Below are 12,552 nucleotides of genomic sequence, written 5' to 3'. Positions count from 1 at the left end.
AAAAATAATAACCTTGAGTAACTAATACTTAATTCTTCTATATTTCATTAATTTTTGTTCTGACTAATGATAAAGTGAGTTTTATAAACTGTTTTATCTAGTTAGGTAAATAATGAGTAATGTATGTATTTTAGTTGTTGATGATCGTCCGGAAATACGCCTGAGCGCGGGTTTTGTATTAGAGGATAACGGTTATCAGGTAATAGAAGCTGATAGCCCTTACCAAGCAAAAGCGTTAATTCAAAACAATAAAATAGATTTGATTTTACTCGATATGAATTACTCACTAGATACCACATCAGGTGAAGAAGGCTTAGAATTATTAGCTTGGATCCAAAAATCAGAATTAAATATTCCGGCTGTTGCTATGACTGCTTGGTCAAATGTGGCTTTAGCCGTAAAAGCGATGCAGCTAGGTGCGGGTGATTTTATTGAAAAACCTTGGAAAAACCAAAGGTTACTACAAATCATAGCGCATCAGCTTTCTATGGCTGGTTTAAAAGTACAAAATCAAAAACTGCAGCAAAGATTAGAGCCCATAAAGCAAGATGAATATGTTTGGCGTTCAGCTTGTATGCAACAATTGATGATGCAAATTCAAAGTATTGCGACAACAGATGTGGCTATTTTACTTACCGGTGATAATGGAACAGGTAAAAGTCAATTAGCCAGACACATCCACGATTTATCAACACGCCAGTCAAGACCTTTTATTGGTGTCAACATGGGCGCAATTTCAGAGTCTTTATTTGAAAGTGAAATGTTTGGTCATAAAAAAGGTGCGTTTACTGATGCTAAATCTAGTCGAATTGGTCGTTTTGAATTAGCAAAACAAGGCACGTTATTTTTAGATGAAATTGCAAATATCCCAATGTCTCAACAGGCAAAGTTATTAAGAGTTGTTGAGTCTGGTGACTATGAGGTATTAGGCTCAAGCCAAACAGAGAAAACAAATATCCGTATTATAAGTGCTTCAAATGGTAACTTTGAAAAACTAATATCTGAGGAACGTTTTCGAGAAGATCTGTTTTATCGTTTAAATACTTTAGAGTTTAGGGTGCCTTCATTAAATGAAAGGCTAGATGATATCGTGCCTTTAGCGGAGTATTTTATTCATCATTTCGCAACTAAATATAATAAAGTAGAACCAAAGCTAAGCGATTGCGCACAACAAGCATTATTAGAATATCGATGGCCAGGTAATATCCGTGAACTAAGCCATCTAATGGAACGTGCGGTATTGCTCTTTATTGCAGACCCTCAAGTAGCGACAAGTGATTTAAAACTGACCGCAAACGAATTGCCTTTATCAGCAAGTAAAAGTGATCAAACTTTACCGCTTATGACACTAGAAAAAGCCGAAATAAAATTAATTAAACAAGCACTCGGTATTACCAATTCAAGTGTGCCACAAGCTGCAAAGTTATTAGGTTTAACTAAATCATCTTTATATCGTCGCTTGGAAAAGTATGAACATGAATTTCTTAAAAAGTAAGTCATTAGAAAATTATATTCTTCGAAGACTCGCTATTTTTTTAGTTTTGGTCGTGGGGTTATTTAGTTATATTTTAACTGAACATCATTGGGCGCTATGGAATATCGCCATCATGTCAGGCTTGCTATTACTTGTTTTAGGTTTCAGTGCTTATAGATTTATGTATCGAATCATGGCGGCATTTGAAAGAGGTTTATTGCAAATCGAAGCAGTACGTATGGAAGATTATAACCAATATGCAAAACCTGAATTTACAAAAGGGCAAGTTGGCGATTTTCATCAAGAGTTGAAAGTTTTAAGTGAGCAGTTACTTACGCAAAAATCACGGTATGATCAACATGCTTTTTTGGTTTACCAATTAATAGATCAGTTAAATACGCCGATTTTAGTGTTTAATCAAAAAAATCAATTAACCTATGCTAATGGGGCGTTTTCTTTATTATTTGATCAGCCTTGGCAAATGTACCGCCATGGTTCTCCTAAGTTGCTGGGCTTAGTTAAGCAAAACGACAGTTGGCAATTCGAAGCCAGTGCCGCAGCTACAAATCAGCAATGGCAAATCAGTCAAAGTGAATTTATAGACAACTCAGAAGCGAATTTATTATTGGTATTTACCAATATTGAATCTGCATTACGTTCAAGTCAGCAAACTGCGTGGCAGCAAATTATTAGAGTGATGGGTCACGAAATTCGAAACTCACTTACACCTGTATCTTCTTTAGCTGAGAGCTTATTTACTCGAACAGAATCAGCTAGAGATCAAAAAGCCTTAGCTGTCATAGCAGAGCGTTGTCATCATCTACAAGATTTTATAAGTCGTTATTCATCTCTTTCACAAAAATTAAATTTAAATTGTCAACAAATTAATGTGAATCAGCTGGTAGAAAGATTAAGCAGTTTATTTACCGGTTTTGAATTTAAAATTTCAGTTACGGTTGAATGGCTGTGGGCAGATCAGGCTTTTTTAGATCAAGTACTTATTAACTTAATTAAAAATGCTAATGAAGCTGGGGCCGATAAAATAGCGCTATCAATAAGTGAAATAAAAGGGCAGCACCTTATTCAAGTGATTGATAATGGTCATGGTTTTGCTAATTTAGAAAACTTATTTGTGCCTTTGTTTACTACTAAACAACAAGGGCAGGGCATAGGGTTAAGTTTTTGTCGAAATATAATTGAGCAACATGTGGGAAGCATTGAGCTCATTAATAATGCCGATGCAGGTGTCACCGTTTCAATTAATCTACCAGTTAAATAACCTATCTGATTTGATTTCGATACTGAACTTAGCTAGTCCGGAATCGGACTGATTAGAATCCAAAATATCACTGTTGAATGGTAAGTTGTTGTTATTAAAGTTTAAATTATATTGGCACAATCTTTGTTATAGCTAGGTAGGCAAATAATATTGAGAGTGAAAATATATGGATGTCGTAAAAACAAAAAAGAAAAGTAACCTGTTATTAAATCCTAAGTATCGAATTGCATTAGCTATTTTTACTGGTTTTGTTTTTTTAGCGCTTTGGGCTAACCAGTCTGTAGGTTCAATTTCTGTTGAGCGAAATGATATTTTGGTGGAAAAAGTGCATCAAGGTGATTTAGAGGTCAGCATTGAAGGCTATGGTAGCTTAAAGTCAGATAAACAACAGTTAATTACTGCATTAACCCGTGCAACGGTTAAAGAAATTGTTTTAAAGCCGGGGGCAAATGTAAAAGCTGATAGTGTGATTGTGAGACTTGAAAATCCAGAACTTCAGCAGTTAGTAGATAATGCACAGCAAGAACTCGCACAAAAAAATGCAAACTTACGCCAACTTAAATTAAATAATCAACGTGAAACTTTAAATGAAAGCGCCACCTTAGCGCAAATTACAGCAAGCTTTGAAACTGCAACTTTAAAACGTATTGCTGAAGCGCAGTTAGTGAAAAAAGGCATAGTTACAAAATTAACCTTTCAACAGACTGTATTAAATGAAAAGCAACTTGAGAAACGCATCGAAATATTAAAGCAGCGTATGGCGCAGCTTACTTTAGTACATGCAGAAGCGGTCAATATTCAGCAAGAACGCATCAAACAGCAACAAGGTCAGCTAAATATAGCACAAGCACGACTAGACAGATTAACAGTAACAGCTGGCTTTGATGGTGTATTACAGCGTTTATCTGTGGAGTTAGGTCAGAGTTTAGCATCAGGTCAAGAAATCGCATTAATAGGCAGTGTGACTGATTTAATTGCACTTATTCGTGTACCGCAAAGTCAAGTGCAGCAAATTGAAATTGGTCAACGTGTGATCATCGATACACGTCGTGACAAAATAACAGGTAAAGTCGCGCGAATAGATCCAATCGTTGAAAACAATACGGTAAATATTGAAGTTTCTTTACCGCAAAATTTGCCAGCCAGTGCAAGACCACAGCTTAATGTTGATGGTATTGTAATCGCTGAAACACTAAAAAAAGTGATTTACATTAAACGTCCTGCAAATGCTAAAGCAAGTACGCAAGTTAGCTTATATCGTATTGATGAAAACGGTAAAGACGCACAGTTACAAAAAGTAAAACTAGGTCGTCAAGCAGGTCGATACATTGAAGTGACATCGGGTGCTAAACCTAACGATACATTCATTATTTCTGACTTATCAAATTTAAAAACAAGTTCTAATACTTTAACTATAAATTATTAATAATCAAATTATATTGGCTGGTTAAGTTAATGAAAGTCGCGCTTAGTCAGCAATAAAACATAAAAGGAATAGTAACATGAGCCAAGCAATAGCAAATACAAAAATAAAAATGACGAATATTTCTAAAATTTTTGAAACACAAGAACTAGAAACACATGCGCTAAGAAGTATCGACTTGGAAATTAACGCAGGAGATTATGTCTCTATCTCTGGCCCGTCTGGTTGTGGCAAATCAACATTATTATCAATTTTAGGTTTGTTAGATATGCCATCAGGTGGCGAGTTTTACATTGAAGGTGTCAATGTCACTGATTTATCTTTAGATGAAGCTGCTGAAATTAGAAATAGTAAAATTGGCTTTATATTCCAGTCATTTAACTTAATCGATGAGCTTTCTGTATTTGATAATGTGGCATTGCCTTTACGTTATAGCAAAGACAAGTTATCTGATGAAGCCATTAAAAAACGTGTTAATGAATGTTTAGAGTTGGTGGCGATGTCACATCGTGTGAGTCATAAGCCAAATCAGTTATCAGGTGGTCAACAACAACGTATTGCAATCGCACGTGCATTAGTGGCAAATCCTGCAATTTTGTTAGTCGATGAGCCAACAGGTAACTTAGATTCTAAAAGTGGTGATCAAGTAATGGATGTGCTTGAGAAATTAAATGAAAGTGGCACAACAATTTGTATGGTAACCCATGATCCGCGTTATGCTGATATGGCTCGTACGCAACTTAAATTACTTGATGGTGCAATTTTAACAACGCCAGAGTTAAAGGCGGCTGTATGAGTCAATTTATCTATCAACAAAAACAAGCTTGGGCTAGCTTAAAAAAGAACCCAGGTTTTGTCGCCACTGTACTGGCGACTATGGGCACTACCTTAGGTGCTTTGCTATGTATTCTAACCTTGGCTTATGTATTAATTGCCAAGCCGTTACCTTACCCTGATCAAGAGAACTTGCATCTAGTTGTGCATCATATAGGTGATAGTAAAGGTGAAACGAATGCTTCATCCTATACTTATCCGGGTTTGATACACTTATATAAAAATCAGACTGTTTATGATGAAAGTGCCTTGATTTATTATGATCAGGATGTACTGACTTCTGTACCATCTCAGCCTACATTAAATACTTTATATGTGACACCGAAATGGTTTTCGTTATTAAATGCACAAGTGCATTTAGGTCGCACATTTGAGGCGACAGAAGCATTGGATACTAATAACCCCGTTGCCATATTAAGTTTTAATACTTGGGTTGATGAGTTTGGCTCTGACACAAATATCTTGAATGAAAAAGTCACATTTAAAGGTGTGAGCTTCAATGTTGTTGGTGTATTAAAGCAATCATTTATTGAACCCGCTTTATCTACCATAGGCTTAAAATCACAAGTGATTTTACCTTGGGATTATAATGGTATGAGCGAAAGAGGACGAGGCTCTTGGGGTAATATCAATTCAAACCAAAAATTTATAGGTAAAGTAAAGTCAGCTTTAACACTTGAGCAAATCTCTCAAACTTTAACACCTTTAGTTAATGATACGTGGAAAGAGAAAGTCGCTGGTATGGCGTTTTTTAATGGTTGGAACATTGAAATGAAAGCCGTGCCATTTAAAAAGCAAATTTTAGGTGATAGTACAAATACGGTTTATTTACTATTAGCAGGAGTCATTGGCTTAGTTTTAATTGCTTGCGCCAATATCTCAAACCTATTTATGTCTCGCACCGCAGAGCAACAGCGTCAATTGTCAATTCATGCTGCTGTTGGCGCCACTAAAGGTAAGTTATTTAAAGCAATATTATCCGAAACGGGATTATTAATGTGTTTCTCAGTTGTGATTGCGTTAATTATTGCCACAGTTGGTTTTTTGGTGATGCAGGAATTTTTATCACAACGTTTGCCAAGAGTTGATGAGCTGATGATTAACTGGGTGACATTAGCTTCGGCTATTGCCATTAGTTTATTATTTGCGTTATTTTTCGCTGGTTTAAGCAGCAGGATGATTAATTATCGCGCACTTAATTTAACCTTACAATCAAGTGGTAAAGGGACGGGGATTCAAGTATCTAAAAATATACGTAAGTTTTTAATCGTGAGTCAAGTCGCTGTTGTGACAAGTTTAGTTTTTGTAAATATCAGTTTATTAAAAGACTCAGTTAAAACCATCAACCAAGACATCGGTTTTCACACAGATAACTTAATGTATACCACTTTCTCAAGTGCAGGGGCTACACGACCAGAGCGTGATTTGCGTAAGCAATTAATGAATGAAGTACGTGAAAAGCTAACAGCTCTACCTCAAGTTGAGCAAGTTGTGCAAGCGAGTTCACCATTAAATGGTTTTAACCTTTGGGCAACAACTGTCGTAGCGACCAATGAGCGTTTGACTCCTGAAGTGAAACATATAGATCAAAATTATTTTAAAATGATAGGCCAAAATTTAATTGAAGGTGACTTATTTACTACCGCAGATATTAAAGATGAAAACAGAGTTGCGATAGTTAATGAGGCGTTTGCAAACAGAATATCACCATCTGAAAGCGTGATAGGTAAGCAGGTTAGTTTTGGTGATGAAGAACATACAACAATAATTGGCATTGTAAAAGCGGTTCATATTCCTGGAGATATTAATGAGCCAATATTAAGAGCTTATGTGCCTACTTCTTTAGCTGAAAACGCGATGATCTTAAAGTTGAAGCCTGAGTCTGTTGTCTCTAGAGAGCAAGTGGTTTCAGTATTACAAAGTGTGACAAGTCAATACAATATTTTTGAAATGGAATCATTAGATACTCAAAAAGCACAACTGCTTTTTACCCAATACACAACAGCTATTACCAGTGCTGTATTAGCTGTTATAACTTTCTTTTTAGCTACTATAGGTCTGTACGGTATTTTAAGTTACAGCACACAAATGCGCCGTTTTGAAATTGGCACGAGACTGGCAATTGGCGCAAAAAGATTTGATTTAATTAGTTTGATCATTAATGACAATTTATCTTCGATTATTTTAGGGATGATTTTGAGCCTATTCGTATTAGTTGGTTTGTATTTGGGGTTCTCTGAAGCATTCGCAGCTTATATAAATCTGTCATTACTTACCTTGTTTGTAATAACGGTTGTATTGATTAGCTTAATTTCACTGTTTGCTTGTTATTGGCCATTGCGTCCTTTTATCAACCGTCCAGCAATTCACTCGCTTCGCGGCAGCGAATAAATATAATTTGATATAGCCTATATGGTGATAATACATATAGGCTATTTTGAATAGAGAATTTTCATCATGAGTCAATTTTTTTATCAACAAAAACAAGCTTGGCAAAGCCTTAAAAAAACACCGGGTTTTGTAGCGAGCGTTACCACAACTATGGGCTTAACCTTAGGTGCACTTTTATGTGTATTAACGCTTGTTTATATCATGTTAATGAAGCCTTTACCTTACCCTGAACAAGACAAATTATATCGGGTAATTCAAAGTCAGATTATGCAAAATGGACAAGTAGATAATGATTTATTTACTTATCCAGGGCTTATTCATTTTTATAAAAATCAAACCCATTTTAGTGAAGCAGCATTGATCCATTATGACGATAATATTTTAACTAGCTCTTCTAAACAGCCAAGTTTAAAAATGGGCTATGTCACGCCAAAATGGTTTTCAATGCTAGATGTACCTATGGCTCAAGGTCGTCAATTTGAGCAAACTGAGGAACTTGATAGTCATAATCCAGTTGCTGTTATTAGCTATGATACTTGGCAAAATGAATTTAAAAACGATGCGGATATTTTATCAAGAAAAGTTGAATTTAGTGGCGTCAGTTTTTCTATAGTGGGTGTTACAGCGAAAGAATTTGTTGAACCTGAAATCGAACAAAGAGGTTTAAAAACACAAATCTGGCTACCTTGGGATTATAATCTAGATACACAAGCAAAAGAGAGTTGGGGGAGAATTATCCCACTAGCTGCTTTTGTGGGGAAATTAGATTCACAAAAAACAATTAAACAAATAGAACAGGAAATAACACCTGCTGAGAATCAAATTTGGCGAGATAATGTAGGCGGAGTCACATTTTTAAATGATTGGACCTTGCAAATGAAGTTACATAGTTTTAATAGTCTAGTAGTAGGTGATAGCCATAAAGTAATATACTTTTTACTCGCTGGTATTGTTGGTTTAGTGATTATCGCCAGTGCTAATATAGCAAACTTATTCATGTCTCGTATTGTGCAACAGCAACATAGTATGGCAATACGCGCTGCTATAGGTGCCAATAAAAAGCAATTATTTAATGCTTTGTTAGTTGAATCGGCTATTTTGATGTTGTTATCAATTGCTATTGCTGTAGTGGTAACTGTAAGTGGCTTTTATATTTTACAGCATTATTTAAGCGATATTTTACCGCGCGTAGCTGAACTAAAATTAAATGGTTTTTCTTTTATAGCTGTAATAGTGATTGTGATGAGTTGGGCTTATTTCTTTGCAAAAGTAAGTGCTAAAACCATTCGTTATAAAGCTTTAAATCAGAGTTTACAATCCAGTGGTAAAGGCAATCGTGCTCAGGTTTCTAAAAAAACACGCCAAGTATTAATGAGCACACAAGTGGCTATCGCAGCAGCTTTAATATTTGTTAATACTAACTTATTTAAGCATGCATTGGACTCTTTAAATGAAGATGCCGGTTTTAAAACACATAATTTATCTTATTTGAATTTAGTTTATTCTGCAGTGGAATGGCCTGAGTATGAAGCCTTTGGGCCAATAATGACAGATATTAAAGCAAAAATATCAGAGCGTCCAGAAGTTGAGGCGTTGAGTCACTCAAGCTCGCCTTTAAGTCGTTTTTGGCAGTGGCCAATTAATGACTTAGTGCGCAAAGAGCGCTACACCATATTTATAAAAAGCATTGCAGATGATTATTTTAGTTTAATAGAGCAACCATTAATTGAGGGGGAAAACTTCTCTGCAGCAGATATTAAAGATGGTAATAATGTGTGGATTATTAATGAGGCATTAGCTAATCATTTAGCACCAAATGGCAGTGCGGTGGGTATAAATGTAAACCCAGGTAACGATCAGGTTTATACCATAAAAGGCGTGGTTAAAAATATTATACAGCCAAACCAAGTTGATCAACCATTTCGCGTTTATGGCCCAAGTAGTGCACCACAACGCAGCATGTTAATTAAATTTAAGCCAAATCAGAGTTTATCCCGAGAACAGTTAGTTGAAGTAATTCAGCAAAGTAACAAATCTATGGTGATAGAAAAATATGCGCCATTAGAAGATACTCAAAGTGCAGGCTTATTCACTCAAAAAGCAACAGCAATTACCACATTAAGTTTAGCGAGTTTAACTTTCTTTTTAGCAAGTTTAGGGCTTTATGGGGTTATGAGTTATAGCACGCAAATTCGTCGATTTGAAATAGGTACTCGTATGGCAATTGGCGCTAAACGAAAAGACTTAATTTTAATGATATTAAAAGATAATAGTGTGTCTGTATTGCTTGGTTTAGTGATGAGTATTTTAATATTACTGGGTATGACTATTAGCTTTAGTGACGCATTAGTTAGCTATATTAACTGGCAGTTATTACCTCAGGCTATGCTGACGCTTGGCTTAATTTCAATTATCACTTTTGTTGCCTGTTATATTCCTTTGCGTAACTTCATAAATCGACCTGCTGTTTATGCATTAAAAAGCAGTGAATAGTGACTAATGAACTGATGCATTGGTTTATTTTTATATAAGTTTAAAAAATAATAAAAGGCTTTTTTATGAATGGTTTTATTTATCAGATAAAACAAATGTTTTGTAGTTTAAAGCACAAACCTAATTTTGTGATGACGGTCGTTACCTCAATGGGCATAACTTTAGGCTCTTTGTTGTGTGTGATTATATTAAGTCATTTAATATTAAATAAAACTTTCCCTTATCCAGAACAAGATAATGTTTTGGTATTACAGCATGGTTTATATGATCAAAAACAAAGTTTAATTGGTCATATGTTTCCTTTTCCAAGCTTAATGCATATATATAAAAATGAAGCCGCTTTTAAGGAAAAGGCGCTGATTTCCTATTATGAAGCGCAAGTGAGATTCAATGACAATTCTCGCACTGTCAATTTAAGCTTTACGACACCAGAACTGTCATCAATGTTATCAATCCCTATGATAAAAGGTCGATTTTTTGATGCGAATGAAGCGCTTGGCCTGCATAAATCAGGTGCAGTGATCAGTTTTCAAGTTTGGAAAAATCAATTTTCTTTAACTGATGATATTTTAGAGCAAACGGTAAATTTTTCTGGTATCAGTCATAAAGTTATAGGCGTAACAGCAAAAGGTTTTATAGAACCAGAATTAATGACTACAGGGCGTAAAACACAAGTTTGGCTGCCTTGGGATTTTGAAAGCTCATCGGCCATGCTGAAGTCGGCTTGGGGTATGATCCATGAGCCTTTATTTTTTATTGGTAAATTGACGGATAAATATACAACTAAAAACGCAGTTGATTATTTAACAATTCATTTAAATGAAAAATGGCAATCAGAAGTCATGGGGCAAGATTGGGCTAAAGGTTGGTTTGTTGAAATGCGGCTTACTGCTATTGGTAAATATATCTTAGGTGATAACAAGCACATGCTTTATATGTTACTTGCGGCAAGTTTAGGTTTATTGTTAATTGCAGTTGTGAATATTGCCAATTTATTTATCTCTAGAGCAGCTGAAACTAAACACAACCTAGCTATTCATAGTGCTGTAGGTGCTTCAAAAAAAGCAATTGTAAAACTGCTATTTTTAGAAATTGTGAGTTTGATGATGCTTTCGGTCATATTGGCACTTGTGGTTTGTTCTATAGAATTTCACATATTAAAAAGTTATTTAGTTACCCTTTTACCTAGAGTAAATGAGCTATCAATTGATGTTATATCTGTATTGAGTCTTATCTGTATCGCTGTTATTTTATCTTTAATATTTTCGTTACTTGCCAGTAAACATATTAATTTTAAAGTAATTCAAAGTGCACTAAGTAGCAGTGGAAAAGGTGTTAAAGCGCAAGTTTCAAAACCTTTAAGAAATTTTTTAATTATTAGTCAAATTACACTGGTAACAGTTATGGTATTTGTGAGTTCCATAATTTTAATGGATGCAACAAATACAATTTTTAAGCCTGTTGGATTTAATGCAAATAATACGATGAGTATCAATATGACTCGGGTATCAGCTAGTAAACCACAAAGAGAAGAATACAGTGCTTTTATGAAAGAACTAAAAGCACAGACTAACAGTTTGCCTCAAGTTAAGTCAGTTACTCACGCTATTTCTCCCTTTAGTGCTTATGTAGTAAGAGCAACTGAAGTAGATAAAACAGGGCAAAAATTTAACCCTTATATGAAATGGGTGGATAACAAATATTTTAATGTAATTGAGCAGACTCTATTACAGGGGCGTAACTTTAGTGATGATGATATTAAAAATTTGACTGATGTTGTGATTATTAATGAGCAGTTTGCCAATGAAATTCAAGCAGGGGGTGATGTTTTAGGTTTACAGCTGGTTAATAACAACAAACGATATAAAATAATTGGTATTGTTAAAAGTATTCAAATCCCAAATCAGCCATATGATAGTATGCGCGCTTACTTTCCTAGTGCCGACCATTGGCTGAGTATGCTAGTGCGTTTTAATGAGGGACAATCAATATCAGAGAGTAATTTTCGTGAACTGGTGACTAGTATTGATGCTAGATTTGACTTACGAGATTATGAAACTGTGAAATCAGTGCATTTAAAAATGATGTTTTCGCACATAACGACAGCAATTACAACAATCGTTTTAACCTTACTGATCTTATTTTTAGCTTCTATCGGCTTATATTCAATAGCAAATTACAATGTACAATTACGCCAAAGTGAATTAGCTACTCGCCTTGCAATAGGTGCAAAAAAACGTGACATCGTTAAATTATTTTTGTTGGAAAATATGATTAATTTAATCATCGCTATTGGCATATCTTTAGTATTTTTAATCGGATTTTATGGTTTTTATTCGCAGCAGTTATCAGGTTTGATTGGCTTAAACATAATACCGTTAAGTTTATTCACACTAGGTTTAGTGATTATCTTGCTAACCGTATCAATTTACTTACCTTTAAGAGGGATAATTCATCAGCCTGTGGCTTGCACGTTAAAAGGAAACGAATAATGCGCTTACACATGTATAGTGAAATAAAGCTTTCCTTAACGAGTTTATTACAGGATAAAGATTTTTAGCATGCTTTACTTTGGTATTAGGGGTAAGTTTTGCTGGTTTGATTGCGGCAATATCACTTTATTAACAGGTATTATTTAAAACATTAAAAAAACCGGTT

The 12,552-nt window shown here is 35.0% G+C and carries 7 protein-coding genes; all 7 read left to right on the top strand.

Annotated features, from left to right (window positions below; genetic code table 11):
- Nucleotides 1-112: 112 nt before the first annotated feature.
- Nucleotides 113-1,495, top strand: a complete 1,383-nt coding sequence (locus CJF42_RS22805; protein WP_095368863.1) for a sigma-54-dependent transcriptional regulator — start codon at nt 113-115, stop codon at nt 1,493-1,495.
- Nucleotides 1,470-2,753, top strand: a complete 1,284-nt coding sequence (locus CJF42_RS22800) for a sensor histidine kinase (protein WP_252097711.1) — start codon at nt 1,470-1,472, stop codon at nt 2,751-2,753. The genes CJF42_RS22805 and CJF42_RS22800 overlap by 26 nt, the downstream gene beginning before the upstream one ends.
- A 166-nt stretch (nt 2,754-2,919) precedes the next feature.
- Nucleotides 2,920-4,179: an efflux RND transporter periplasmic adaptor subunit gene (locus CJF42_RS22795; RefSeq protein WP_095368861.1), complete on the top strand. Its 1,260-nt coding sequence runs from the start codon at nt 2,920-2,922 to the stop codon at nt 4,177-4,179.
- A gap of 76 nt (nt 4,180-4,255) precedes the next feature.
- Nucleotides 4,256-4,972, top strand: a complete 717-nt coding sequence (locus CJF42_RS22790; protein WP_095368860.1) for an ABC transporter ATP-binding protein — start codon at nt 4,256-4,258, stop codon at nt 4,970-4,972.
- The gene (locus CJF42_RS22785; protein ID WP_095368859.1) at nt 4,969-7,401 is read left to right on the top strand and encodes an ABC transporter permease; all 2,433 of its coding nucleotides are present in this window, start codon (nt 4,969-4,971) and stop codon (nt 7,399-7,401) included. Before CJF42_RS22790 ends, CJF42_RS22785 begins: the two co-directional genes overlap by 4 nt.
- A 66-nt stretch (nt 7,402-7,467) precedes the next feature.
- Nucleotides 7,468-9,894 carry an ABC transporter permease gene (locus CJF42_RS22780; protein ID WP_095368858.1) on the top strand — a complete coding sequence of 809 codons (2,427 nt, stop codon included), beginning with the start codon at nt 7,468-7,470 and terminating at the stop codon, nt 9,892-9,894.
- A gap of 65 nt (nt 9,895-9,959) precedes the next feature.
- Nucleotides 9,960-12,386, top strand: a complete 2,427-nt coding sequence (locus CJF42_RS22775; RefSeq protein ID WP_095368857.1) for an ABC transporter permease — start codon at nt 9,960-9,962, stop codon at nt 12,384-12,386.
- Nucleotides 12,387-12,552: the final 166 nt, after the last annotated feature.

The sequence above is a fragment of the Pseudoalteromonas sp. NBT06-2 genome (assembly GCF_002276045.1).
Classification (GTDB): Bacteria; Pseudomonadota; Gammaproteobacteria; order Enterobacterales; family Alteromonadaceae; genus Pseudoalteromonas.
Note: the sequence above shows the minus strand (reverse complement) of the source record. Positions and strands in the feature narration are given on the sequence as shown.

What these genes read in the sequence shown, in the direction of transcription:
- CJF42_RS22805 (WP_095368863.1), top strand. Translation starts at nt 113, where the DNA reads ATGAGTAATGTATGTATTTTAGTTGTTGATGATCGTCCGGAAATACGC.
- CJF42_RS22800 (WP_252097711.1), top strand. Translation starts at nt 1,470, where the DNA reads ATGAACATGAATTTCTTAAAAAGTAAGTCATTAGAAAATTATATTCTT.
- CJF42_RS22795 (WP_095368861.1), top strand. Translation starts at nt 2,920, where the DNA reads ATGGATGTCGTAAAAACAAAAAAGAAAAGTAACCTGTTATTAAATCCT.
- CJF42_RS22790 (WP_095368860.1), top strand. Translation starts at nt 4,256, where the DNA reads ATGAGCCAAGCAATAGCAAATACAAAAATAAAAATGACGAATATTTCT.
- CJF42_RS22785 (WP_095368859.1), top strand. Translation starts at nt 4,969, where the DNA reads ATGAGTCAATTTATCTATCAACAAAAACAAGCTTGGGCTAGCTTAAAA.
- CJF42_RS22780 (WP_095368858.1), top strand. Translation starts at nt 7,468, where the DNA reads ATGAGTCAATTTTTTTATCAACAAAAACAAGCTTGGCAAAGCCTTAAA.
- CJF42_RS22775 (WP_095368857.1), top strand. Translation starts at nt 9,960, where the DNA reads ATGAATGGTTTTATTTATCAGATAAAACAAATGTTTTGTAGTTTAAAG.